The 24,619-nt window shown below is 59.1% G+C and carries 19 protein-coding genes, 1 pseudogene and 1 other annotated feature; of the genes and pseudogenes, 10 read left to right on the top strand and 10 right to left on the bottom strand.

What is annotated here, in order from left to right; genetic code table 11:
• The first annotated feature begins 174 nt into the window (after positions 1-174).
• Positions 175-807, top strand: coding sequence for an outer membrane protein OmpW (ompW, locus tag ACSBQS_RS09450; RefSeq protein ID WP_019452715.1), 633 nt, complete (start codon positions 175-177; stop codon positions 805-807).
• 44 nt (positions 808-851) lie between these two features.
• Here the strand turns inward: ompW and ACSBQS_RS09445 are convergent, their stop codons facing one another.
• The 6 genes and pseudogenes from ACSBQS_RS09445 to ACSBQS_RS09420 form a co-directional block, all read right to left on the bottom strand.
• Positions 852-1,166 (bottom strand): BON domain-containing protein, encoded by a 315-nt coding sequence (locus ACSBQS_RS09445; protein WP_016927515.1) that lies wholly within the window; start codon positions 1,164-1,166, stop codon positions 852-854.
• Between the two features lie 218 nt (positions 1,167-1,384).
• Positions 1,385-2,191 carry a tryptophan synthase subunit alpha gene (gene trpA, locus ACSBQS_RS09440; RefSeq protein WP_033650237.1) on the bottom strand — a complete coding sequence of 269 codons (807 nt, stop codon included), beginning with the start codon at positions 2,189-2,191 and terminating at the stop codon, positions 1,385-1,387.
• Complete coding sequence (trpB, locus tag ACSBQS_RS09435) at positions 2,191-3,396, bottom strand: tryptophan synthase subunit beta (RefSeq protein ID WP_170852993.1); 1,206 nt, start codon at positions 3,394-3,396, stop codon at positions 2,191-2,193. The genes trpA and trpB overlap by 1 nt, the downstream gene beginning before the upstream one ends.
• 26 nt (positions 3,397-3,422) lie before the next feature.
• Positions 3,423-4,784: a bifunctional indole-3-glycerol-phosphate synthase TrpC/phosphoribosylanthranilate isomerase TrpF gene (gene trpCF / locus ACSBQS_RS09430; RefSeq protein ID WP_198036341.1), complete on the bottom strand. Its 1,362-nt coding sequence runs from the start codon at positions 4,782-4,784 to the stop codon at positions 3,423-3,425.
• A 3-nt stretch (positions 4,785-4,787) separates the two neighbouring features.
• Positions 4,788-6,384 (bottom strand): annotated as a pseudogene (gene trpD, locus ACSBQS_RS09425) (bifunctional anthranilate synthase glutamate amidotransferase component TrpG/anthranilate phosphoribosyltransferase TrpD).
• Positions 6,384-7,946 carry an anthranilate synthase component 1 gene (locus ACSBQS_RS09420; RefSeq protein WP_042784677.1) on the bottom strand — a complete coding sequence of 521 codons (1,563 nt, stop codon included), beginning with the start codon at positions 7,944-7,946 and terminating at the stop codon, positions 6,384-6,386. The pseudogene trpD and the gene ACSBQS_RS09420 overlap by 1 nt, the downstream one beginning before the upstream one ends.
• 24 nt (positions 7,947-7,970) lie before the next feature.
• Positions 7,971-8,074: a sequence feature (Trp leader region), on the bottom strand.
• Positions 8,075-8,326: 252 nt separating this feature from the next.
• Between ACSBQS_RS09420 and rnm the strand changes: the two genes are divergently transcribed.
• The 5 genes from rnm to rluB all read left to right on the top strand — a co-directional run bounded on the left by rnm (position 8,327) and on the right by rluB (position 12,362).
• The gene (gene rnm, locus ACSBQS_RS09415; protein WP_108680873.1) at positions 8,327-9,208 is read left to right on the top strand and encodes an RNase RNM; all 882 of its coding nucleotides are present in this window, start codon (positions 8,327-8,329) and stop codon (positions 9,206-9,208) included.
• A gap of 47 nt (positions 9,209-9,255) precedes the next feature.
• Positions 9,256-9,876: an L-threonylcarbamoyladenylate synthase gene (locus ACSBQS_RS09410; RefSeq protein WP_033643268.1), complete on the top strand. Its 621-nt coding sequence runs from the start codon at positions 9,256-9,258 to the stop codon at positions 9,874-9,876.
• 115 nt (positions 9,877-9,991) lie between these two features.
• Positions 9,992-10,351, top strand: a complete 360-nt coding sequence (locus ACSBQS_RS09405) for a Rap1a/Tai family immunity protein (RefSeq protein WP_070913657.1) — start codon at positions 9,992-9,994, stop codon at positions 10,349-10,351.
• Between the two features lie 148 nt (positions 10,352-10,499).
• Positions 10,500-11,297: an alpha/beta fold hydrolase gene (locus ACSBQS_RS09400; RefSeq protein ID WP_197666144.1), complete on the top strand. Its 798-nt coding sequence runs from the start codon at positions 10,500-10,502 to the stop codon at positions 11,295-11,297.
• Positions 11,298-11,456: 159 nt separating this feature from the next.
• Positions 11,457-12,362: a 23S rRNA pseudouridine(2605) synthase RluB gene (gene rluB, locus ACSBQS_RS09395; protein WP_033643266.1), complete on the top strand. Its 906-nt coding sequence runs from the start codon at positions 11,457-11,459 to the stop codon at positions 12,360-12,362.
• Between the two features lie 39 nt (positions 12,363-12,401).
• Here the strand turns inward: rluB and cobO are convergent, their stop codons facing one another.
• The gene (cobO, locus tag ACSBQS_RS09390; RefSeq protein WP_033643265.1) at positions 12,402-12,992 is read right to left on the bottom strand and encodes a cob(I)yrinic acid a,c-diamide adenosyltransferase; all 591 of its coding nucleotides are present in this window, start codon (positions 12,990-12,992) and stop codon (positions 12,402-12,404) included.
• Between the two features lie 13 nt (positions 12,993-13,005).
• A complete protein-coding gene (locus ACSBQS_RS09385; protein WP_033643264.1) occupies positions 13,006-13,767 on the bottom strand; it encodes a YciK family oxidoreductase in 762 nt (253 codons plus the stop codon).
• A 359-nt stretch (positions 13,768-14,126) separates the two neighbouring features.
• Here ACSBQS_RS09385 and sohB point away from each other — a divergent pair, with 359 nt between their 5' ends.
• A complete protein-coding gene (gene sohB / locus ACSBQS_RS09380) occupies positions 14,127-15,173 on the top strand; it encodes a protease SohB (RefSeq protein ID WP_033650242.1) in 1,047 nt (348 codons plus the stop codon).
• 51 nt (positions 15,174-15,224) lie between these two features.
• Here the strand turns inward: sohB and ACSBQS_RS09375 are convergent, their stop codons facing one another.
• Entirely contained in the window at positions 15,225-15,476 is a 252-nt protein-coding gene (locus ACSBQS_RS09375; RefSeq protein WP_033650243.1) for a YciN family protein, read from the bottom strand.
• A gap of 427 nt (positions 15,477-15,903) precedes the next feature.
• Here ACSBQS_RS09375 and topA point away from each other — a divergent pair, with 427 nt between their 5' ends.
• Positions 15,904-18,501, top strand: coding sequence for a type I DNA topoisomerase (topA, locus tag ACSBQS_RS09370; RefSeq protein WP_042784671.1), 2,598 nt, complete (start codon positions 15,904-15,906; stop codon positions 18,499-18,501).
• A gap of 361 nt (positions 18,502-18,862) precedes the next feature.
• Positions 18,863-19,837 carry an HTH-type transcriptional regulator CysB gene (gene cysB, locus ACSBQS_RS09365; RefSeq protein WP_004930690.1) on the top strand — a complete coding sequence of 325 codons (975 nt, stop codon included), beginning with the start codon at positions 18,863-18,865 and terminating at the stop codon, positions 19,835-19,837.
• Between the two features lie 82 nt (positions 19,838-19,919).
• Here cysB and ACSBQS_RS09360 read toward each other — a convergent pair whose 3' ends face one another.
• Positions 19,920-21,635, bottom strand: coding sequence for a hypothetical protein (locus ACSBQS_RS09360; RefSeq protein ID WP_197666145.1), 1,716 nt, complete (start codon positions 21,633-21,635; stop codon positions 19,920-19,922).
• Positions 21,636-21,930: 295 nt separating this feature from the next.
• On the opposite strand from ACSBQS_RS09360, the gene acnA reads away from it, so the two are divergent.
• Positions 21,931-24,603, top strand: a complete 2,673-nt coding sequence (gene acnA, locus ACSBQS_RS09355; RefSeq protein ID WP_046898945.1) for an aconitate hydratase AcnA — start codon at positions 21,931-21,933, stop codon at positions 24,601-24,603.
• Positions 24,604-24,619 lie beyond the last annotated feature (16 nt).

Genomic DNA, 24,619 nt, shown 5'->3' with positions numbered 1-24,619 from the left:
ACAAAATCGTTTTTTTGATGCAGATCAATCCTTGATTTATTAAGCGGTTAGGTAACCTTGTTTTTGGTGGGATTTTAAAATTTTACACATAAGATGTGATCTCGATGGGATCACAAATACCCGAAAGTAGGTATATTCCCCCTCGAGAGATTAACCACACAAATGGAATGGATAATGAAAAAGACAACTCTGGTGGTATTGGCGACGATGATGGCGCCTATGTTGGCAAGTGCGCATCAGGCCGGTGATTTCCTGTTCCGTGCGGGCACCGCGACGGTGCGTCCAAATGCGGGCTCGGACAACGTATTGGGTTTGGGATCGCTGGATGCGAAAAACAATACCCAGCTCGGTTTGACCTTCGGTTATATGGTGACGGACAACATCGGCGTTGAGTTGTTGGCCGCGACACCGTTCCGCCACAAGGTTACCCTGGGCGGCACCGATCTGGCGACCGTTCATCAACTGCCGCCTACGCTGATGGCGCAATACTACTTCGGCGACAAGCAGGACAAACTGCGTCCTTATCTGGGCGTCGGCGTTAACTACACCACTTTCTTCGACGAGAAGTTCAACGACTACGGCAAAAGCGCCGGGTTGAGCAACCTCGATCTGAAAGACTCCTGGGGCGTGGCGGCGCAGGCCGGTCTGGATTACAACCTGGATGAGCACTGGATGCTGAACATGTCGGTGTGGTGGATGAACATCGAAACCAAAACGCGTTTCAACGACGCGAACGGTGGGCACCACAGCTTCGATACGCGATTGGATCCGTGGGTGTTTATGTTTGGGGCGGGTTATCGCTTCTGATGAAGGCCGCAAACAGGGAGGCATTGCGCCTCCCTGTGTCGGTATTATTTAACCTGCATGACGTTCTCAACAGATTTCACGCCGGCCACGCCGCGTGTGACCTGCACCGCACGATTGGCGTCATCGCTTGACGTCACGAAGCCGCTCAACTGCACGCGTCCTTTAAAGGTTTCCACGCTGATTTCGCGCGACTTGATGTTTTTATCCGCCAGCAGCGCCGATTTCACTTTGGTGGTGACCACGGTGTCATCGATATAACCGCCTGTTCCCTCTGATTTCGCCGTCGGTGCGCAAGCGCTCACCGCGACCGCCACAACGGCTGCCATGCACAAGGCCGAAAGGGTTTTAAACAGCTTCATAAATTACTCTCCATGCAATGTTATGGTTGAAATTCGATGCGGTTTTTTCGCCGCAGCGAGCGCATTCCCCAAATCAAACGAAGAAATGCATAGCGAACAATGTTTATTGTGAGACAAGACGCGGGTTTGTTCAAATTTTTGCTGTAAATAAATAGAACAAACTTTGAGGGGAAACAAGCTGTTAAAGCGAGCGCCGGCAAGGCGCTCGCCGAAGGGGATCACGCGCGGGTCGCGTGCTTCATCGCGCTGACGAAGGCCGCCAGCTTGGTCAGCATTTCCGCCGGGTTGGCATGGTGCCGTTCGATGATTTTGACGATTGCCGATCCGGAGATGGCGCCGGCGGCGCCGGCCTGCAGCGCAGCCTTCACCTGCTCGGGCTCGGAGATGCCGAAGCCCTGCAGCGGCGGCGCGGCGTGATACTCGCGCAGCGTGTTCACCAGGTGATGCAGCGGCAACTGCGCCCGGCTTTCGGTGCCGGTGACGCCGGAACGCGACAGCAGATAGGTGTAGCCGCGACCGTGTGAAGCGATCTCACGCAGCAGATCGTCGTCGGCGTTCGGCGGGCAAATGAAGATGGGCGCGATACCGTGGCGCACGGCCGCGGCGCGGAACGGCGCCGATTCTTCAAACGGCACGTCGGCGACCAACACCGAATCCACGCCCACTTCCGCACAGCGTTGGTAAAAAGCATCGATACCTTTATGGAACACCAAATTGGCGTACATCAGCAGGCCGATGGGAATGGTCGGGTGCTTCTGACGAATGGCCGCCAGCAGCTCGAAACACTGGGTCGGCGTAACGCCGGCGGCGAAGGCGCGCAGCGTCGCGCTCTGGATGGTTGGGCCATCCGCCAACGGATCGGAGAAGGGGATACCCAGCTCCAGCGCGTCCGCGCCGGCTTCGATCAGGGTGTCGATAATCTGCAGCGACAGCGCCGGATTAGGATCGCCCAGCGTCACGAACGGGACGAAGGCGCCTTCCTTGCTGCTTTCCAGACGCGTGAACAGTTGCTGATAACGTTCCATCAGATTTCTCCCCGTGCTTTCAAAATGTCGTGAACGGTAAATATGTCTTTGTCGCCGCGGCCGGACAGATTGACCACCAGGATTTGCTCTTTTTGCGGCGTTTCACGGATCATTTTCAGCGCGTGCGCCAGGGCGTGTGAGGATTCCAGCGCCGGGATGATGCCTTCATGGCGCGACAGCGCCTTGAACGCCTCCAACGCTTCGTCGTCGGTGATCGACACGTATTCGGCGCGACCGGTGCTGTTCAGGTAGGCGTGTTGCGGCCCGACGGACGGGAAGTCCAGCCCGGCGGAGATTGAATAGGATTCTTCAATCTGGCCTTCGGCGGTCTGCATCATCGGCGCCTTCATGCCGAAATAGATGCCGACATGGCCATGCTTGAGCGGCGCGCCGTGCTGACCGGTTTCGATGCCGAGACCCGCGGGTTCCACGCCGATCAGCCCAACGTCGGCGTCATCGATAAAATCGGCGAACATGCCGATGGCGTTGGAGCCACCGCCGACGCAGGCGATGACCGCATCCGGCAAGCGGCCTTCGCGCTCCAGCACCTGCGCTTTGGTCTCTTCGCCAATCATGCGCTGGAATTCACGCACGATGGTGGGATACGGGTGCGGGCCGGCCGCGGTGCCGAGCATATAGTGCGCGGTTTCATAGCTGCCGGACCAGTCGCGCAACGCTTCGTTGCAGGCGTCTTTCAGCGTGGCGGAGCCGCTGTGCACCGGGATCACTTCCGCGCCCATCAGCCGCATGCGGAACACGTTCGGCGACTGACGCTCAACGTCTTTGGCGCCCATATAGATACGGCATTTCAGGCCGAGCAGCGCGCAGGCCAGCGCCGACGCGACGCCGTGTTGGCCGGCGCCGGTTTCCGCGATGATCTCGGTTTTGCCCATGCGCTTGGCCAGCAGGGCCTGGCCCAGCACCTGGTTGGTCTTGTGCGCGCCGCCGTGCAGCAGATCTTCCCGCTTCAGATAGAGCTTGGTGTTGCTGCCGGCGGTGAGATTTTTGCACAGCGTCAGCGCCGTAGGGCGGCCCGCGTAGTTCTTCAACAGATCGATGAATTCCGCCTGAAACGCCGGATCGCGCTGAGCGCTGACAAAGGCTTCTTCGAGTTGTTTCAGGGCCGGCATCAGAATTTGCGGCACGTATTGACCACCAAATTCGCCGAAGTAGGGGTTAAGCAGCGTCATGAGAGTTCCCGTCATTATCCGTTATTAATGTAGAGCCGTATTCAGTAAGCGCGCAGGGTTTGGAAGACCGAGGCCAGGCGCGCGGGATCCTTGATGCCCGGTTCGCTTTCCACGCCGGAATTGAAGTCCAGACCGGCGCAGCCGAGCTTGGCCGCTTCGACGCAGTTGTCGGCGCGCAGACCGCCCGCCAGCATAACGTTAGTCAGATCTTCGCCTTGCAATACCGACCAGTCGAAGCGTTGGCCGGTGCCGCCTGCGCCGTTGTCCAGCAGATAACGATCGACATGCTGCAGATCGCGCGGCGGCACCTGTTCTTTCACGCTCAGCGCTTTCCAGATGCGGCAATCGGCCGGCAAGCGGGCGCGCAGGGCGCTGATATAGGCCTGGTCCTCTGCGCCGTGCAGTTGCACCGCCTGCAGACCGAGGCGCTCCACGGTCAGCGCCACGGTATCGAGCTGGGCGTCGCAGAAGACGCCGACGTACTTCAGCGGCGCGCCGGAAATGACTTCGCGGGCGCGGACGATATCCACATAGCGCGGCGAGCGGCCGACGAAAATTAATCCGCCGTAGATGGCGCCGGCCTGATACGCGGCGGCGGCGTCCTGCGGGCGAGTCAGGCCGCACACTTTATTGTCGCCCAGGATCACACGGCGCACGGCGGCGCGCAGATCGGGTTCCGACATCAGCGCGCTGCCGATCAGGAAGCCGTTGGCGTAGTGGCTGAGCTCGCGGATCTGCCCGTAGTTGTTGATGCCCGACTCGCTGATCACCGTCACCCCATGCGGCACGCGCGGCGCCAACTGCCGGGTGCGGTCCAGATCGATGCTCAGATCGCGCAGATCGCGGTTATTGATGCCGACCACGCGCGCTTCCAGCGCGATCGCCCGCTGCAGCTCTTCTTCACTGATCACTTCTGTCAGCACGCCCATATTGAGGCTGTGGGCCACCGCCGCCAGCTGGCGGTACTGTTCGTCGGTCAACACCGACAGCATCAGCAGGATAGCGTCGGCCTGATAGTAGCGCGCCAGGTAAATCTGATACGGGTCGATGATAAAGTCTTTGCACAACACCGGTTGGCTGACGGTTTTGCTCACCAGCGGCAGGAAATCAAAGCTGCCCTGGAAGTATTTCTCGTCGGTCAGCACCGAGATCGCCGAGGCGAAATCTTTATAGACCGTGGCGATCTCCACCGGATCAAAGTTCTCGCGAATCAGCCCCTTGGAAGGCGAGGCCTTCTTGCATTCGAGAATGAAAGCCGTACGGGTGCCCTGCAGCGCGTGGTAGAAGCTGCGTTCGCTCGGTACGATGTCATTCTGAAAGCCGGCCAGGGGCTGTTGCTGTTGTCGCGCCGCGATCCATTGCGCTTTGTCGCGGACAATCTTGTGTAGCACGGTTTCCTGCATCATTTATCCTCTTGCCGCCAGTGCGATGACACGCTCATAGGCCTGCCCGCTGTTGATCATATCCAGTGCCTGCCGCGCATTTTGGCGCAGGTCTTCATGTCCGAATAACTTCAGAAGCAACGCGACGTTGGCCGCGACCGCCGCGGCGTGCGCCGGCTCGCCTTTACCTTGTAACAGCCGCGCCAAAATGTCACGGTTTTCTTCCGGCGTGCCGCCCAGCAAGGCCTCCAGCTGATAGGTTTCCAATCCGAAGGACTGCGGCGTGAGCTGATAACTGCAGATTTCGCCGTTGTTCAATTCCGCCACGTGCGTCGGGGCGTGGATCGCCACCTCGTCCATGCCGCCGCCGTGAACCACCGCCGCGCGCTGATAGCCCAGCACGCGCAGGGTTTCGGCGATCGGCAGCACCAGTTCCGGGCTGTAAACGCCGATCAGCGCCAGCGGCGGACGCGCCGGGTTGATCAGCGGGCCCAGCACGTTGAACAGCGTGCGGGTCTTCAACTGCTGGCGTACCGGCATGGCGTGACGAAAGCCGGTGTGGTACTGCGGCGCGAACAGGAAGCACACGCCAAGATCGTCCAGCGCCTTGCGCGCCTCTTCCGCCGGCAGATCCAAGCGGATGCCGAACGCCGCCAGCAGATCCGAAGAGCCGGAGCGGCTGGAGACGCTGCGGTTGCCGTGTTTGGCGATTTTCGCGCCGCACGCCGCCGCCACAAAGGCGCTGGCGGTCGAAATATTGATGCTGTTGGTGCCGTCGCCGCCGGTGCCGACGATATCGGCAAACAGATAGTCAGGGCGCGGGAACGGTTGAGCATCTTCCAGCAGCGCTTTGGCGGCGCCGGCGATCTCTTCCGGGCGCTCGCCGCGGACTTTCATGCTGATCAACGCCGCCGCCAGTTGGCTCGGCTCCAGTTCGCCGCGCACGATGGCGCTGAACAGCTGCTGGCTTTCCTGCTGGCTCATCGATTCAGCGCGGTACAGTTTCTCAAGGATAGGTTGCATCGTCGTGTTCCTTTTATGACTTCGCCAGCGCCCAGGCCAGGGTCTGCTCAAGCAGGCGCGCGCCATGGGTGGTCAGAATCGATTCCGGGTGGAACTGAAAGCCGCATACGCGGCGGCGATCGTCGCGTACCGCCATCACCATCTCGCCGAACCGGGCGTTGACGGTCAGATCGGCCGGGATGTTGCTGCCGACCAGCGAGTGGTAACGCGCCACCGGCAACGGGTTGGCCATGCCGGCGAACATGCCTTCACCGTCGTGAACGATCGCCGAGGCTTTGCCGTGCAGGATCTCCCCCGCCTGGCCGACCTGGCCGCCATAGGCTTCAACGATCGCCTGGTGGCCGAGGCAGATGCCGATGATCGGCAGCCGGCCGCGCAGGCGTTGCAGCAGTTCCGGCATGCAGCCCGCTTCGGAAGGGGCGCCGGGGCCGGGCGACAGCATCAGCACCGGCTGTTCCATCTGTGCCAGACGCTCGATGATCACCTCGGCGGCGATCTGGTTACGGTAAATCACCACCTGGTGGCCGCTGGCGCGCAGCTGATCGACCAGGTTGTAGGTAAAGGAGTCGACGTTGTCGAGCAGCAGGATATCGGCCATCAGAACACCTCCTTGGCATGGTGCGCAGTGGCGATGGCGCGCAGCACGGCACGGGCTTTATTACGGGTTTCGTCGGCTTCCGCCTGCGGGATGGAGTCCAGCACGACGCCGGCGCCGGCCTGCACGGTGGCGATGCCGTCTTCGACGTAGGCTGAGCGAATGACGATGCAGGTATCCAGATCGCCGGTGGCGGTAAAGTAGCCTACCGCGCCGCCGTAGCTGCCGCGGCGCGTGCCTTCGGAGGCGGCGATCAGCTGCATCGCCCGCACTTTTGGCGCGCCGCTCAGGGTGCCCATATTCATGCAGGCCTGGTAGGCGTGCAGCACGTCGAGATCGGCGCGCAGGGTGCCCACCACGCGGGAAACCAGGTGCATGACGAACGAATAGCGATCCACTTTGGTCAGGTCGGCCACGTAGCGGCTGCCGGCCTGGCAGATGCGCGCCAGATCGTTGCGCGCCAGATCGACCAGCATCAGGTGCTCGGCCAGCTCTTTGTGGTCGGTGCGCATTTCTAGCTCGATGCGGCTGTCGAGATCCAGATCCAGTGAACCATCGGCTCGGCGGCCGCGCGGGCGGGTGCCGGCGATCGGGTAGATTTCGATCTGGCGATTGCCCGCGTCGTATTTCAGCGCGCTCTCCGGCGAAGCGCCGAACAGGGTGAACTCGTCATCTTGCATGAAGAACATGTACGGGCTGGGGTTGTTGTCTTTTAACGTCTGGTAGGCCGCCAGCGGCGCCGGGCACGGCAGGGAGAAGCGGCGCGACGGCACCACCTGGAAAATCTCGCCGTGACGGATCGCTTCCTGCAGCCCGCTGACCACCGCGCCGTACTCTTCGTCGCTCTGGTTGCAGCTCAGCTGCATGTTTTCCAGCTTTTGGTGCGGGATTGGCTGCGGGGTTTGTTTCAATTCGGTCTGCAATTGCGCCAGACGCTGCTGCAGGCGTTGTATTTCACTCGCTTGCTCGCTGAAGACGCTGGCCTGCAATCGGGCGGAACCGCGTTGATGATCCAGCACCAGCAGGGTTTCCGCCAGATAGAAGCAGAAGTCCGGGCAACGTTGATCCTGGCGCAGCGCCGGCAGGTTTTCGAAACCGGCGACCAGATCGTAGGCGAACAGGCCGCCCAGCATCACGGCTTCACGCTCGTCCGCCGGGGAGTCGACCAGGGTCAGCAGCGTGCGCAGCGCGTCGAATACCGACAGGGAGCGCAGGCGCGCGTCTTCGTCCTGCACCTCGTCGATCGCCGGGAAGGTCAGCTCGCGGCCGTTTGGGCGCGCCTGAATGCTGACCTCGGGCGGCAGCGCTTCGTCCAGCAGCGGCAGCAGCGCCGCGCCATTGGCGGTGAGCGCCTGCACGCTGACGGTGTGACCCAGCGCGGTGATGCGCAGCGCGCTGTCGATCACCAGCAGGCTCTGCAGATTCTGTTTACTGTTGATTTCCGCCGATTCCAGCAGCAGGGTGGCCGGCCGGGCGCCGCACAGCTGGTGGAAAAGGGTGGTGGGATCGCCCCGGTAACTGGCCTGCGCCTTCAGTAATGTCAATTGTGGTTTGATGTTCATCATCGGTGGTTCCAGTGAATTCTGTCCATAAAAAAGCCCGCATCAGGTGCGGGCTCAGGAAATCTGCATTGTCAGATGACAGCTATGCGCGATTACACCGCCCGCAAGAGGGAGGTACGCCACCAACCGTGAAGAGAAATGTATGTGTTCATTTGCAGACTCTCTTTGTTAACTCTCATCCGACACGGGCACTGCCGTGAACTTGTGTACTAGTTAACTGGTTCGCGAGGGCAAAGTCAACCCCCTTTTTGTACAATGTTTTAGCGGTCAGCGTGAATTCTGTTCATCATCCCGCCCGCGCGCCCAACCGGGGCAGAATAGATTTCCGTCCGGCCGCCGATCGCAGGTATGATAGAAAACCAAGCCATTGCCGGATAGCCGTTTTGACAGACAGTAACCCTCAATCCACCGCTTTTACCCTGTACGATCTCCACAGCCATACGACCGCCTCCGACGGCTACCTGACGCCGACGCAGCTGGTGCAGCGGGCGGTAGAGATGCGTGTGGGGGTGTTGGCGATCACCGATCACGACACGACCGCCGGGCTGGCTGAGGCCGCCGCCGCCATCGCGGAGCAGGCGTTGCCGTTGCGGTTGGTCAATGGAGTGGAAATCTCGACGCTGTGGGAAAATCATGAAATCCATATTGTTGGGTTGGGTATGGACGTCGCGCATCCGGCGCTGGTGGCGCTGTTGGCGGAACAAACCGAACGCCGCAACCGGCGGGCGCAGGAGATCGGCGTGCGGCTGGGCAAGGCGCGTATTCCCGACGCCTATGCCGGCGCCCAGCGCCTGGCCGGAGCCGGCGCGGTGACCCGCGGCCATTTCGCCCGTTACCTGGTGGAGATCGGTGTGGCGGACAATATGGCTCAGGTGTTCAAGAAATACCTGGCCAAGGGGAAAACCGGCTATGTACCGCCGCAGTGGTGTACAATAGAACAAGCCATTGATGCGATTCATCAATCGGGCGGCCAGGCGGTGATGGCGCACCCGGGCCGTTACGATTTGACCGCGAAATGGCTGAAACGCTTGCTGGCGCATTTCGCCGAACACGGCGGCGACGCCATGGAAGTGGCGCAGTGTCAGCAGGCGCCGCATGAGCGCACTCAGCTGGCGAAATACGCGCAAGACTACCGCCTGTTGGCCTCGCAAGGCTCTGATTTCCATCAACCTTGCTCGTGGATCGAACTGGGGCGCAAGCTGTGGCTGCCGGGCGGCGTCGAGCCGGTGTGGCGCGATTGGCCGCAGCCGGGCAAGGCGGTCTGATTTTACGCGCGTGGTAACGCGCGCGGGCATTATTTTAGGAGCAAGTCATGAGTCAGCTTTTTTATATTCACCCGGACAACCCTCAGCCGCGCCTGATCAACCAGGCGGTAGAGGTGCTGCGCAAAGGGGGGGTGATCGTCTATCCCACCGATTCCGGCTATGCGCTGGGCTGCATGCTGGAAGAGAAGGCGGCGATGGAGCGCATTTGCCGCATCCGTCAACTGGACGGCAACCACAACTTTACCCTGATGTGCCGCGATCTGTCCGAGTTGTCGACCTATGCTCACGTCGATAATACGGCGTTCCGTCTGATCAAAAACAATACGCCGGGCAACTACACGTTCATTCTGAAAGCGACCAAAGAAGTGCCGCGCCGCCTGATGAATGAAAAGCGCAAAACCATCGGCCTGCGCGTGCCGTCGAACCCGATCGCGCTGGCGCTGTTGGAGGCGTTGAACGAACCGATGATGTCCACCACGCTGATGCTGCCGGGCAATGATTTCGCCGAGTCCGATCCGGAAGAGATCAGCGATCATTTGGGCAAGGTGGTCGATCTGGTGATCCACGGCGGCTTCCTCGGCCAACAGCCGACCACGGTTATCGATCTGACCGAATCCTCGCCGGAAGTGGTGCGCGAAGGCGCCGGCGACGCGGCGCCTTTCCGCTGATGTAAAATATCGCCCCCTTGCCCATTGTCTGAAAAACGGCTGAAGCGACGCTATTTCGCGTGAAAGCCGCTATTCTTTAAGACTTCAGAATTGATAATGGGCAGGATGCGCAGCAATGATTAAACAGGTTTCTTTTTTAGCGGCCTTATTATTTTCCTCAATGGCAAATGCGGGTTTTTATTCGGGCAGCGGTTTGCTGGCGGAATCCGGCGGTTACGTAAAAAATAAAAACGGTGAAGCCACCGTGGCCGAAGCGCTGAATGGCGGCATGTTTATGGGATACGTCGCCGGCGTATTCGATACCTATTCCATGCAGGGCAATCGCAATATCTGCCCAGAGGCCGGAATGAGCATCGGCGTAGCCGCCGACGCGGTAATGCAGTACTTGAACGAACATCCCGAGCAACTGCATTATTCCGCACCGTCGGTGATTATGCTGGCGTTGAGCGCCGCCTATCCCTGCGTGCGCCATTAAATTCCCATTCCAATAAGTGCGCATTTTTTCATAAGGTGCGCTCGGGTCTTTTCCGCACGAACTTCAATAGATCAATGCCTGCTGCGCTGTCACCCTTAGCCCGTCGGTAATTCCCGAACGGGTCGGGGAGAGACGCGCAGGAGGTAATATGACCGCATTTCACAGTGCCAACATGACGCTCGATTATCAGGATATCGGCTCAGGGCCGCTCACGTTGGTGTTGCTGCCCGGCTGGTGCGAACCGAAAACCGTGTTTGAGCCGTTCATCGCGCTGGCGGCCGACCGTTATCGGACGATCAGCATCGATTGGCGTGGCCACGGCCTGTCGTCGAAAGCCGCGGAGATGTCGCTGACGGCGGACGATTTGCTGGAGGATGTGCGCCAACTGCTGAAGGCGCTGCGTTTGGACAACGTGATCACCCTGTCGGTGGCGCACGCCAGCTGGCTGGCGGTGGCGTTGGCCGAAGCGTTTCCGCAGCGGGTGCGGGGCATGGTATTTCTCGATTGGATCATGACGCAGCCGGAGCCGGCGTTCTTTGCGGCGGTGAGCCGCATGCAGCAGCCGCAGCAGTGGCTGGCGGCGCGCGACGCCTTGTTCGACTTCTGGCAGGGCGGCATCCGCCACGATCGGGTCAAACGCCATCTGGAGGTCGAGATGGCGCAGGAGGATGACCGGCTCTGGCGCGCCGCCGGCGTGGCCATCGAACAGGCCTACCGGCAATTCGGTTCGCCGCTGCAATGCCTGGCGGGGATGAGCGCGCCGCCGCCGTGCCGGCATATTTACTCGCTGGATCGCCGCGATGACTATCTGCGGCAACAGCAGGCATTTGCCGCCGAGCGGCCGTTTTTCTCCGTGGCGCGATTAGAAGAGGCCCGCACTCACCTCGGCATTCTGGAACGGCCCGACGCGGTGCTGAGGGTGGTGGAGGACTTCTTGGCGCCGTGAACGCCGCTTGGGGGCACCGCCGATAAAGTGGGTTTCAACACCTTAGAAAGCCTGTATAATGCGCGGTTCGATCCTGATAAACGTATTATTACCGTTGCGGCGATTGGCCGCGGCGGTTATCCCCCCGACGCCTGTGAAGGCGACATTAGAGGTTGCTCAATGAGCGAAAAGTTACAGAAAGTATTAGCGCGCGCCGGGCACGGCTCGCGTCGTGAAATCGAAACCATGATTGAAGCCGGGCGCGTCAGCGTCGACGGCAAGGTCGCCAAGCTGGGCGATCGCGTTGAAGTGACCCCGGCGATGAAAATTCGTCTGGATGGTCATGTCCTGTCGATCAAAGAGTCCGAAGAGGTGGTCTGCCGCGTGCTGGCTTACTACAAACCGGAAGGTGAGCTGTGTACCCGCAGCGATCCTGAAGGCCGCCCGACGGTGTTCGATCGCTTGCCGAAGCTGCGCGGTTCGCGCTGGGTGGCGGTAGGGCGACTGGACGTCAACACTTCCGGTCTGCTGCTGTTCACCACCGATGGCGAACTGGCCAACCGTCTGATGCACCCAAGCCGTGAAGTGGAACGCGAGTACGCGGTGCGCGTGTTTGGCCAGGTCGACGATGCGAAAGTGAAGCAACTGAGCAAAGGCGTGCAACTGGAAGACGGCCCGGCCGCGTTCCGCACCATCAGCTTCCAGGGCGGTGAAGGCCTCAACCAATGGTACAACGTGACCCTGACCGAAGGCCGCAACCGTGAAGTGCGTCGCCTGTGGGAAGCGGTGGGCGTGCAGGTGAGCCGCCTGATCCGCGTACGCTACGGCGATATCGATCTGCCGAAAGGCCTGCCGCGCGGCGGCTGGGCCGAGCTGGATCTGCCGGCGATCAACTACCTGCGCGAGCTGGTTGAATTGAAACCGGAAACGGTCAGCAAGATGCCGGTGGAGCGTGAGCGCCGCCGCGTAAAGGCTAACCAAATCCGTCGCGCGGTCAAGCGTCACTCGCAGGTGGCCGGCAGCGGCCGTCGCAGTGCGCCGGGCAGCAAACCGAGTAAATCGGGCAAACCGAGCAAACGCAGCTAATCCCGTCATTCTGGCCCCGTTCGGGGCCAGAACGTTTTGTTACCAATCGATCCCCTGTTGCGCCTTGATGCCCGCGTCGAACGCGTGTTTCACCGGCCGCATCTCCGTAACCGTATCCGCCATTTCCAGCAGCTCGCGATGGCAACCGCGCCCGGTCAGTATCACCGTTTGGTGCGCAGGGCGCTGCCGCAGCGCTTCTTTAAGCTCTTCCAGCTCCAGATAGCCGTAGGTCAACATGTAGGTCACTTCGTCCAGCAGCACCAGATCCAGGCCGCTGTCGGCCAGCATGCGTTTGCCGTGCTGCCACACCGCCTGGCAGGCGGCGGTGTCGCCTGCCTTGTTCTGCGTCTCCCAGGTGAAGCCGGTAGCCATCACCTGAAATTCAACGCCATGTTGCTGCAGCAGATTCTTTTCGCCATTGGGCCACTCGCCCTTGATGAACTGGATCACCCCGGCGCGCATGCCGTGACCGACCGCGCGGGTGACGGTGCCGAAGGCGGCGGTGGTTTTGCCTTTGCCGTTGCCGGTAAACACCAGCAGCAGGCCGCGGGTGTCCTGCGCCGCGGCGATGCGTGCATCGACCTGTTCTTTCAGGCGCTGCTGGCGCTGTTGATGACGATCTTCCGCCATGAAACGCTCCTTATTATTCGGCCGCGCCGGGTTTGCGGTTCGGCTGGGCGTCGAAGCTCATGCCGGTTTTTCGCCGGCTGTCCTCGCCCATCAGATACAGGTACAGCGGCATGATGTCAGCCGGGGTTTTCAGCTTGTTTTTGTCTTCGTGCGGGAAGGCGGATGCGCGCATTTTGGTGCGAGTTCCGCCCGGATTGATGCAGTTTACCCGCAAATTACGATTTTTGTATTCATCGGCCAATACCTGCATCATGCCTTCGGTGGCGAACTTCGACACCGCATAAGCGCCCCAGTCGGCGCGGCCGGTGCGCCCGACGCTGGAACTGGTGAACACCAGCGACCCGGCGTGGGATTTCAGCAGCAGCGGCAGCAGCGCCTGAGTCAGCATAAAGGTGGCATTGACGTTAACCTGCATCACCTCTTGCCACATGGTTATCGACAGGTCGGCCATCGGCGCAATGTCGCCCAGCAGGCCGGCGTTGTGCAGCACGCCGTCCAGGCGCGGGATTTGGCGTGCCAGATCGTCGGCTATCTGCCGGCATTGCTCCGGCGTGGCGTGCAGCAAGTCGAGCGTGACCACCAGGGCCGGGGCGCCGCCCTGGGCCGCGATCTCTTGTTGTACCGCCAGCAGTTTGCTCTCGGTGCGTCCCAGCAGCACTAACTGGGCGCCGAAGCGAGCGTAGGTCAGCGCCGCTTCGCGGCCGATGCCGTCTCCGGCGCCGGTGACCAAAATAATGCGTTGTTCGAGCAGATCTTGTTTGGGTTGGTAATGCACGATAAATCCTCGCCTGGGTGGCTGTTCTCCCGCGTATCGTGGGGAGCAAGGGTGAAACGCGCGGTCAGGGCGGGAGCGAGAGCTCGACCTTCTGCGGGCCGCGCAGCGAATCTGTCTCATCATATTGATGAATAATGGGTGTTATATGCCTTAATCCGTACGCATTTTCAATGCGTAGCAGGCTGAAATGGCATTCTTTTGTAACAAAAGCGGCGCGGCGGCGGCTTGGTTCGGCCTTGAATCGTCCCCATAGTGACGTGCAGAACGCAATGAATTTTCATTTAGCCGCGACAGCAGGCGCTGCGGTTGGCTAAAATGGAAAGAATCATACTAACAACCTGTAAATAAAGGCGGAATCTGTGGAGTTTATATCTGTTTATGGCCTGTTTCTGGCCAAGGTCGCCACGGTGGTGCTCGCCATCGCCGCGTTGGCCATCCTGGCGGTCAGTCTGGGGCAACGCAAGAGCCGTCAGAAAGGGGAGCTGCAGTTGACCGATCTCGGTGAGCAGTATCGCGAAATGCAGCGCGATATGCGCCTGGCGCGTATGGATACTGCCGAGCAAAAGGTTTGGCTGAAACAGTTCAAGAAGCAGACCAAATCTGATGACAAATTGAAGAAGCAGCGCGCCAAATCCGGCGCGGTGGAAGTGGCCAAGCCGTGCCTGTACGTGTTGGACTTCAAGGGCAGCATGGATGCGCACGAGGTGACGTCGCTGCGCGAAGAGATCTCCGCGGTGCTGGCGGTGGCCTCGGCGCAGGATGAAGTCCTGCTGCGTCTGGAAAGCCCGGGCGGGGTGGTGCACGGCTACGGCCTGGCGGCTTCGCAGCTGGAGCGCTTGCGCAAAGGCGGCATCCGTCTGACGGTGGCGGTGGATAAAGTGGCGGCCAGCGGCGGCTACATGATGGCCTGCGTCGCGGATCGCATCGTGGCGGCGCCGTTCGCCATCATCGGTTCCATCGGCGTGGTGGCGCAGATCCCGAATTTCCACCGCCTGCTGAAGAAAAACGACATCGACGTGGAGCTGCATACCGCCGGGCAGTTTAAACGTACGCTGACGCTGTTCGGTGAAAATACCGAGCAGGGGCGCGAGAAGTTCCGCGAAGATCTGAACGAAACGCACGAGCTGTTCAAACGCTTCGTGCACGAGCAGCGCCCGTCGCTGGACATCGACAGCGTCGCCACCGGTGAGCACTGGTTCGGGACCCAGGCCAAAGAGAAAGGCCTGATCGACGCCATCGGCACCAGCGACGATTTGTTGATCGCCGAGTTGGATAACCACGAAGTGATCGCCGTGCGCTATGCGCGTCGTAAACGTTTGATGGATCGTTTCACCGGCAGCGCGGCGGAAAGCGTCGATCGTTTGCTGTTGCGCTGGTGGCAGCGCGGGGAAAAGCCGTTGTTGTAAGGCGAGAAGAGCAGGAATCAACGGGGGGCCAGGCGCCCCCGTTTTGTTTTCTCAATCGACCAAATGGTATTTTTCCGAAAGCAGGTGAGCCAAATGTTTAAACATATTAAATACGGCGGTGGTTTTGGCGGTGGGCAATCCATCGGCATCTAAAAAGTATTCGCCGCGAAAAACTAAAACGCCGCTTTTTTGTTCAACGTCGGTGGCGATCATGCCGTGCAGATAATCTTCGTGTTGGCGGATGATGTTATTTGCTTCCGCCAGCAGGGCCTCGCGGCCGATAGGTGCAGTATTCTTGTGCATTTATTAGACTCCAAACAAAAAACGCTGCGCATATTCTAACGCCGGTTCGCTTTTATCCGCAAACCGACTAAGGTTTATTTGCCGTCTGGATGGCCATGGGCGGCGGCCGGTTGGCGAAATCTGCCTTTCCGTGCTAATTAGGTTGCGTGACGCTTTTTATCAGGTACAGTGTGGGATTTTGCGGCGTCGGGTGGAAGGTTTTGTTTACGCCATGAATAAAAATCACGCAGCCATACTTCTGGGGCATGGGTGAATAGCAGGCAGGATCAACAACTTGCGTTCAGGTTGAGCAGTTGGGCAACCAAAAGAAAAAAATCTGTTGATCTCTTGCCAGACTGCCGCAATATAAAAAAAGAGACACGAATTGCCGCGGCACGGCGAGATAAAAGACTTCTTTTTAGAAGAAATAAATTAGGTAAAGGTAAATATGGGTAAAGCTCTCGTAATAGTTGAGTCCCCGGCAAAAGCCAAAACTATTAATAAATATTTAGGAAGTGACTACGTGGTGAAGTCCAGCGTCGGTCATATCCGTGATTTGCCGACCAGTGGCTCAGCCAGCAAAAAGAGCGCTGACTCAACCGAAGACAAAGCCAAGAAAAAAGTTAAAAAAGATGAGAAGGCGGCGCTGGTAAATCGCATGGGCGTCGACCCTTACCACGGCTGGAAAGCGCATTATGAAATCCTGCCGGGTAAAGAAAAAGTGGTCGCCGAGTTAAAATCGTTGGCGGAAAACGCCGACCACATTTATCTCGCAACCGACCTTGACCGCGAAGGGGAAGCCATCGCCTGGCACCTGCGGGAAGTGATCGGTGGGGATGACAAACGCTTTAGCCGCGTGGTGTTTAACGAAATCACCAAAAACGCGATCCAACAGGCGTTCAAACAGCCGGGCGAGCTGAACATTGACCGCGTCAACGCGCAGCAGGCGCGCCGGTTTATGGACCGCGTGGTGGGCTATATGGTCTCGCCGCTGCTGTGGAAAAAAATCGCCCGCGGCCTGTCCGCCGGCCGCGTACAGTCGGTGGCGGTGCGCCTGGTGGTTGAGCGTGAGCGCGACATCAAGGCGTTCGTGCCGGAAGAGTACTGGGAGCTGCATGCCGATCTGCTGGCGAAGGGTGACACCGCGCTGCAGATGGAAGTGACCCATGCGCACGACAAACCGTTCAAGCCGGTCAACCGCGAGCAGACGCACGCCGCGGTCAAGTTGCTGGAAAAAGCCCGCTACACGGTGCTGGATCGCGAAGACAAACCGACCAGCAGCAAGCCGGGCGCGCCTTTCATTACCTCCACGTTGCAACAGGCCGCCAGCACCCGCCTGAGCTTCGGCGTGAAGAAAACCATGATGATGGCGCAACGGCTGTATGAAGCCGGTCACATCACCTATATGCGTACCGACTCCACCAACCTGAGCCAGGATGCGCTCAACATGGTGCGTGGCTACATCGGCGACAACTTCGGCGATAAATACCTGCCGAAGGCGCCGAATCAGTACAGCAGCAAAGAGAATTCGCAGGAAGCGCACGAAGCGATCCGTCCTTCGGACGTGAACGTGCTCGCCGAGCAGCTCAAAGACATGGAAGCGGACGCGCAGAAGCTGTATCAGCTGATCTGGCGTCAGTTCGTTGCCTGTCAGATGACGCCGGCGCAATACGATTCCACCACGCTGACGGTGAAAGCCGGCGATTATCAGCTGCGCGCCAAGGGCCGTACGCTGCGCTTTGACGGCTGGACTAAGGTTATGCCGGCTCTGCGCAAAGGCGATGAAGATCGCACGTTGCCGTTCGTCGAAATCGGCAGCGAGCTGGATCTGCAGAAACTGATCCCGAGCCAGCACTTCACCAAGCCGCCGGCGCGCTACAGCGAAGCCTCGCTGGTGAAAGAGCTGGAGAAACGCGGCATCGGCCGTCCGTCCACTTACGCCTCCATCATCTCGACCATTCAGGATCGCGGTTATGTGCGGGTGGAAAGCCGCCGTTTCTATGCCGAGAAAATGGGTGAGATCGTCACCGATCGCCTGGAAGAAAATTTCCGCGAGCTGATGAACTATGACTTCACCGCGCGCATGGAAGACGGCCTCGATGAGGTCGCCAACAACCAGGCCGAGTGGAAAGCGGTGCTGGACGAATTCTTCGTCGACTTCAGCGAGCAGCTTGAAACGGCGGAGAAGGATCCGGAAGAAGGCGGCATGCGGCCTAACCAGATGGTGATGACCAGCATCGACTGCCCGACCTGCGGCCGCAAGATGGGCATCCGTACCGCCAGCACCGGGGTCTTCCTCGGCTGTTCCGGCTACGCGCTGCCGCCGAAGGAACGTTGCAAAACCACCATCAACCTGGTGCCGGAAGCGGAAGTGCTCAACATCCTCGAAGGCGACGACGCGGAAACCAACGCGCTGCGCGCCCGCCGCCGCTGCCAGAAATGCGGTACGGCGATGGACAGCTATCTGATCGACAACCAGCGCAAGCTGCACGTCTGCGGTAACAACCCGGCGTGTGACGGCTATGAGATCGAAGAGGGCGAGTTCCGCCTGAAAGGCTATGATGGTCCGGTGGTGGAGTGCGACAAGTGCGGCTCGGAAATGCACCTGAAAATGGGGCGTTTCGGCAAGTACATGGGCTGCACCAACGAGAACTGCAAAAACACCCGCAAGATCCTGCGTAACGGCGATGTCGCGCCGCCGAAGGAAGATCCGGTGCCGTTGCCGGAGCTGCCGTGCGAGAAGTCCGACGCCTATTTCGTGCTGCGTGACGGCGCTGCCGGCGTGTTCCTGGCGGCCAACACCTTCCCTAAATCGCGCGAGACCCGCGCGCCGCTGGTGGAAGAACTGGCTCGCTTCAAGGATCGTCTGCCGGAGAAACTGCGCTACCTGGCCGATGCGCCGGTGGCGGATGCCGAAGGCAACAAAACCCTGGTGCGTTTCAGCCGTAAAACCAAGCAGCAGTACGTCTCCTCTGAAAAAGACGGCAAGGCGACCGGTTGGTCCGCGTTCTACGTGGACGGCAAGTGGGTCGAAGGCAAGAAGTAAGGCTGATGTCCTGCCCGCAAGATGAAAAACCAGCCCTGGCGGCTGGTTTTTTTATTGGTGAAAAGGGGTAAACGGATCTATCCTTTGCTGTTTTTATCCCTCCGACACCGCCGTTTCACGTTGATACCCATGCAAAATAATCGTTATCATAGTGTGACGCGGATCTATACTTGAAGCTGCATCGTGGTATAGTGGTTATATAAAAAGTTTTTTTATTATTAAAGCTTATTAACAACGGCGTTTTCTTCACCATCAGGGTAGAACACGGGGTTTATGGCTTGTGAGTTTCAGCATACCGGGGCGACACCGATATACCTGGCTGCGGGTAAGCCGCAGTGTTTAACCTAGGATGGTATAAGATATGAAATTGCAGCAGCTTCGTTACATTGTGGAAGTGGTTAACCACAACCTGAATGTCTCCTCGACGGCAGAAGGGCTCTATACCTCTCAACCCGGCATCAGTAAACAGGTGCGCATGCTCGAAGATGAGCTGGGCATCCAGATTTTCGCCCGCAGCGGCAAGCACCTGACCCAGGTCACCCCCGCCGGCCAGGAAATCATTCGCATCGCGCGTGAAGTGCTGTCCAAGGTAGACGCCATCAAGGCCGTCGCCGGTGAACACACCTACCCGGATAAAGGCTCGCTGTACGTCGCCACCACGCATACCCAGGCTCGCTACGCCTTGCCCAACGTGATCAAAGGCTTCATTGAGCGTTACCCGCGTGTCTCGCTGCACATGCATCAGGGCTCGCCGACGCAGATCGCCGAAGCGGTCTCCAAGGGCACCGCTGATTTCGCCATCGCCACCGAAGCGCTGCACCTGTATGACGATCTTATCATGCTGCCGTGCTACCACTGGAACCGTGCGGTGGTGGTGAAGCCCGATCATCCTTTGGCGGGCAAAAGCAGCATCAGCATTGAAGAACTGGCGGCTTACCCGATCGTCACTTACACCTTCGGCTTTACCGGCCGCTCGGAGCTGGACACCGCCTTCAACCGCGCCGGCCTGACGCCGCGCATCGTCTTTACCGCCACTGACGCCGACGTGATTAAAACCTATGTGCGTTTGGGATTGGGGGTAGGGGTGATCGCCAGCATGGCGGTGGATCCGGTGCAGGATCCGGATCTGGTGACGGTGGATGCGCGCGATATCTTCACCTACAGCACCACTAAAATCGGCTTCCGTCGCAGCACCTTCCTGCGCAGCTACATGTACGACTTCATTCAGCGCTTCGCGCCGCACCTGACGCGCGACGTGGTCGACAGCGCAGTGGCGCTGCGCTCCAACGAAGAAATTGAAGCGATGTTCAAGGACATCAAGCTGCCGATAAAATAAGCAAAATGTGGGCTGAATAAACGCAAAGGACGGGAAGGCAAATGCCTTCCCGTCCTTTTCCACATTAGTCAGATTTAGTCTTTCATTCTTCGGCGCCTAATGCTGCTAGTGGAGCCACTTTTAGACCTGCGCCTGCTGCGCCGCCGAAGGTGCAGATCCAGCCTGGAGATTGCGCTGCTAACGAAGAACGTTTGAGAATTAACGTTCCCCTTTGAACAGCTCCTGTGATTTCGTTATAGCTGTTGTCGACATAAATGACGGCTGGGGACGTCTTGCCGATGCTGATGTTATTGCCCGTTACCGCGATGGATTCTGTACCGAGCACTACGTTATGTACAGCACTGCAGTTGGCGCCGGGTAATATCAGATCGCCAAAAATATGGCAGCCGGCAACGCTGATCCTTTGCGCCGTTGCTGCGGCGATAATGCTGCCCATAACCTGACTGTTGCTTATTTTGAGTCCTCCCGCAGAGCCTAGCGGCGCATGTGCCGCAGCGGCAACGTTCAGATCGCCGTTGATTCGGCAGTTGGTAACCAATGTCGAGCCTGAAATGATGGCCGTTCTGAGGTATTGCAGCACGCAATTGCTGATTTGATAGTCACCCTGAATGCTGTCTGAAATATAGACGCCGTTACAGATGCTGTTATCGAGTTTTAGGCGCGCATTACCGGTGGCGTTGGGAGCGTAAGGATGAATATCTCCTGAAAGGCGATTGCAGCCGTTGATCACCATTTGGGCGTAAGGGCCATAGGCGATGGCGCGGGTGAAGTTGCTGATGCCGCATTCAGTGAGCCAAACCTCGCCACCCACTTTCATGAAGGTACCTAGCGGCCAGTGTCCTTCAGCCAGACTACCGCCAGGGCGTTCCGCGTGCAGGCGCGTAAAATGCATCTGAATACCGCCTTTAACCTCGACAAACGGCGTTACGTTGTTCAGCTCGATGGAGCCGTCAAAGAAGCGGTTGAAATTGCTTTGATCGCCCGGGCGAGTACTGGTGATCAGCAAGGGTGGATAAGCGGTTGCCTCAGGATTGGCCACATCATCCAGATTCGAGTAACTGTAACCTTCTTTCATTCGGCCGGAAGCAAACATCGAGACCCGGTTGAAGTTATTGTCGAACGCGTTGTCTAGGTACAGTGCTGCACCGCGGAAGTTTTGAATGGCGACGTCCTCCCACAAAGTGCCCGTGGTGCGGCAATAAACGCCGTGACAGTAGGCCCGGCTGGCTTCATCCTGAGCAGGATCAACGATGCGGGTGCCGATGCCTTGCACCATCAGGCCACGCAGCGTGAGCTGCTGAAATCCGAAAGGCTCTCCCCAACAGTGAATCGCGCCGTATTCACCATAGCCGGCACTGCGAGGAATATTGAAATCGAGTACGCTGCCGGAAGCGCCGTGCCCACCTTGCCCCTCCAAGAACCAGTTCTTGCGATAATCCAGAATGATCGGTTTCTTGAATTGCACTGTTCCACGAGGAAAGACGATTTTAGCAACGTTTCGTCCGGTGGTTGCGGCGAACCCGAGCAGCGCATCCATTGCATTGTCCCAACTGTTGACAGCGGTTTTAAACCAGGCGAGTTGGAGCGTGTCGCCATCCCTGACCAACCGCCAGCGTTTGCCGCTTGCAGTAACGACCACCAATGTTCCATCATCTGGCGCTTTATCGCCGGCCTTATGGACATAATGCAGTATTCGATCGGTGATGCTGCGTAATAACACGACTTGCCCATCCATGTCGGGTTCTGTCGTTCTTAATTCCTCAACAGTGGAAAGTGTATTGATTTTAGTTTCTGCCACGTTTTTCTCCCGGATAGTCTTAGTTGCGAGTAAAGCGGCCGTGCAATCTGCTGGGCTCACAGGACCAGCTTAATGGCGAGATAAGTGGCGAGCATGTTGTTGAAGGCCTGTCAGAGACCATAGGGCATATTCGATTAAGTGATTGAGTCACCGCCACATGTTGTCCGCTGATTGTTCTCACCTATCGCTGTGATCAAATCGTGTTGTTATCAAAACGTTAACTTATCTTTGTGGTATCTTTAAACAAGACCTCACTGATTACCCTGTTTTAATCACAATAAGAAATGGAGGAGCTATGTCGTCCGATCTTCGTGAAACAAGTCTGGATAAGCTGGTTGCGCTGAATAGCGAATATTACTACTACAGTCTGCCGCTGGCGGCGAAGCAGCTGGGTGATATCGACCGGTTGCCGAAATCAATGAAAGTGCTGTTGGAGAACCTGCTGCGCCATGTGGATGGCGATACCGTGCAGGTTGACGACCTCAAGGCCATCGTCGCCTGGTTGCAAACCGGCCATGCTGACCGTGAGATCGCCTACCGTCCGGCGCGCGTGCTGATGCAGGATTTTACCGGCGTTCCGGCGGTGGTGGATCTGGCGGCGATGCGTGAAGCGGTGCGGCGGCTGGGCGGCAATGTCGACCAGGTGAACCCGCTGTCACCGGTGGATCTGGTGATTGACCACTCGGTTACCGTCGATGAATTCGGCGATGACAACGCCTTCGAAGACAACGTTCGTATCGAAATGCAGCGCAACCACGAGCGCTACACCTTCCTGCGCTGGGGGCAGAAAGCCTTCAACCGTTTCCGCGTGGTGCCGCCGGGCACCGGCATCTGCCACCAGGTCAACCTCGAATACCTCGGCCAAACGGTGTGGCACAGCGACGAAAGCGGTCGCCGCGTGGCCTATCCGGATACGCTGGTGGGCACCGATTCCCACACCACCATGATCAACGGCCTGGGCATTCTCGGCTGGGGCGTCGGCGGTATCGAAGCGGAAGCGGCGATGCTGGGCCAGCCGGTGTCGATGCTGATCCCGGACGTCGTCGGCTTTAAGCTGACCGGCAAGCTCCGTGAGGGCATTACTGCCACCGACCTGGTGCTGACCGTCACTCAAATGCTGCGTAAGCACGGCGTTGTCGGCAAGTTCGTCGAGTTTTACGGCGACGGTCTGGCCGATCTGCCGTTGGCGGACCGGGCGACCATCGCCAATATGTCGCCGGAGTTCGGCGCCACCTGCGGTTTCTTCCCGGTAGATGACGTCACGCTCGGCTACATGAAACTCAGCGGCCGCAGCGCCGAACAAATCGCGCTGGTGGAAGCCTACGCCAAGGCGCAGGGCATGTGGCGCAACCCGGGGGATGAGCCGGTATTCACCAGCTCGCTGGCGCTGGATATGTCGACGGTCGAGGCCAGCCTCGCCGGGCCGAAACGCCCGCAGGATCGCGTCGCGCTGCCGAATGTGCCGCAGGCGTTCAGGGCCGCTACCGAGTTGGATATCGGCGGCCACAAGACCAAGGCAGACAGCAAACCCTTTACGCTGGATGGGCAGCAGCACGAGCTGCACGACGGCGCGGTGGTGATCGCGGCGATCACCTCCTGCACCAACACCTCCAACCCGAGCGTGATGATGGCGGCTGGCCTGCTGGCGAAAAACGCCGTCAAGAAAGGGCTGCGCAGCAAGCCTTGGGTAAAAACGTCGTTGGCGCCGGGTTCCAAAGTGGTGACCGACTACTTCGACAGCGCCAAGCTCACCGCTTATCTGGAAGAACTGGGGTTCAACCTGGTGGGATATGGCTGTACCACCTGTATCGGCAACTCCGGGCCGCTGCCGGATCCTATCGAGCAGGCGATCAAAGAGGGCGATCTGACCGTGGGCGCGGTGCTGTCGGGCAACCGTAACTTCGAAGGGCGCATCCACCCGCTGGTGAAAACCAACTGGCTGGCCTCACCGCCGCTGGTCGTGGCGTATGCGCTGGCGGGCAGCATGAAGATCGATCTGACCAAAGAGCCGCTGGGCGAGGGCAATGACGGTCAACCGGTCTACCTGAAGGACATCTGGCCGAGCAGCCAGGACATTGCTCAGGCGGTGGAAGAAGTGCGCACCGAGATGTTCCACAAAGAATACGGCGAAGTGTTCGATGGCGACGCCAACTGGCAGGCGATCCAGGTGACCGGTTCGGCGACCTATCAATGGCAGGAGGATTCTACCTATATCCGCCATCCTCCGTTTTTCAGCACCATGAAGGTGAAGCCGGATCCGGTGCAGGACATCAAGGACGCGCGCATTCTGGCGATTCTGGCCGATTCGGTGACCACCGACCACATCTCGCCGGCGGGCAACATCAAGCGCGACAGCCCGGCGGGGCGTTACCTGAGCGAGCACGGCGTGGCGCCGCAGGACTTTAACTCCTACGGTTCGCGCCGCGGAAACCATGAAGTAATGATGCGCGGCACCTTCGCCAACATCCGCATCCGCAACGAAATGGTGCCGGGCGTGGAGGGGGGCTATACCCGCCATATTCCGTCGCAGCAGCAACTGTCTATCTACGACGCCGCCATGCAGTACCAGCAGGAGAAAGTGCCGCTGGCGGTGATCGCCGGTAAAGAGTACGGTTCCGGCTCCAGCCGCGACTGGGCGGCGAAAGGGCCGCGCCTGCTGGGCGTGCGGGTGGTGATCGCCGAATCCTTCGAGCGTATTCACCGCTCCAACCTGATAGGCATGGGTATTTTGCCGCTGGAGTTCCCGCAGGGCGTGACGCGCAAAACGCTGGGGCTGACCGGGGACGAGCAGATCAGCGTCGGCGGCCTGCAACAGCTGCAGCCGGGCCAGACGGTGCCGGTACATATCACCTATGCCGACGGGCGCAAGGAGGTGATCGATACCCGTTGCCGCATCGATACCGGCAATGAGCTGACCTACTACGAAAACGACGGCATCCTGCACTACGTAATCAGGAAAATGCTGTAAATCGGGCAGTAAAAAG

The organism is Serratia sp. H402Y, from assembly GCF_051172415.1.
Lineage (GTDB): Bacteria > Pseudomonadota > Gammaproteobacteria > Enterobacterales > Enterobacteriaceae > Serratia > Serratia ureilytica.
Note: the sequence above shows the minus strand (reverse complement) of the source record. Positions and strands in the feature narration are given on the sequence as shown.

Coding starts and splice junctions, on each gene's coding strand:
- ACSBQS_RS09445 (WP_016927515.1), bottom strand. CDS start 1,166: ATGAAGCTGTTTAAAACCCTTTCGGCCTTGTGCATGGCAGCCGTTGTG.
- topA (WP_042784671.1), top strand. CDS start 15,904: ATGGGTAAAGCTCTCGTAATAGTTGAGTCCCCGGCAAAAGCCAAAACT.
- trpCF (WP_198036341.1), bottom strand. CDS start 4,784: ATGCAGGAAACCGTGCTACACAAGATTGTCCGCGACAAAGCGCAATGG.
- acnA (WP_046898945.1), top strand. CDS start 21,931: ATGTCGTCCGATCTTCGTGAAACAAGTCTGGATAAGCTGGTTGCGCTG.
- ACSBQS_RS09405 (WP_070913657.1), top strand. CDS start 9,992: ATGATTAAACAGGTTTCTTTTTTAGCGGCCTTATTATTTTCCTCAATG.
- ACSBQS_RS09420 (WP_042784677.1), bottom strand. CDS start 7,946: ATGATGAACATCAAACCACAATTGACATTACTGAAGGCGCAGGCCAGT.
- cysB (WP_004930690.1), top strand. CDS start 18,863: ATGAAATTGCAGCAGCTTCGTTACATTGTGGAAGTGGTTAACCACAAC.
- ompW (WP_019452715.1), top strand. CDS start 175: ATGAAAAAGACAACTCTGGTGGTATTGGCGACGATGATGGCGCCTATG.
- cobO (WP_033643265.1), bottom strand. CDS start 12,992: ATGGCGGAAGATCGTCATCAACAGCGCCAGCAGCGCCTGAAAGAACAG.
- ACSBQS_RS09375 (WP_033650243.1), bottom strand. CDS start 15,476: ATGCACAAGAATACTGCACCTATCGGCCGCGAGGCCCTGCTGGCGGAA.
- trpA (WP_033650237.1), bottom strand. CDS start 2,191: ATGGAACGTTATCAGCAACTGTTCACGCGTCTGGAAAGCAGCAAGGAA.
- trpB (WP_170852993.1), bottom strand. CDS start 3,396: ATGACGGGAACTCTCATGACGCTGCTTAACCCCTACTTCGGCGAATTT.
- ACSBQS_RS09400 (WP_197666144.1), top strand. CDS start 10,500: ATGACCGCATTTCACAGTGCCAACATGACGCTCGATTATCAGGATATC.
- rluB (WP_033643266.1), top strand. CDS start 11,457: ATGAGCGAAAAGTTACAGAAAGTATTAGCGCGCGCCGGGCACGGCTCG.
- ACSBQS_RS09410 (WP_033643268.1), top strand. CDS start 9,256: ATGAGTCAGCTTTTTTATATTCACCCGGACAACCCTCAGCCGCGCCTG.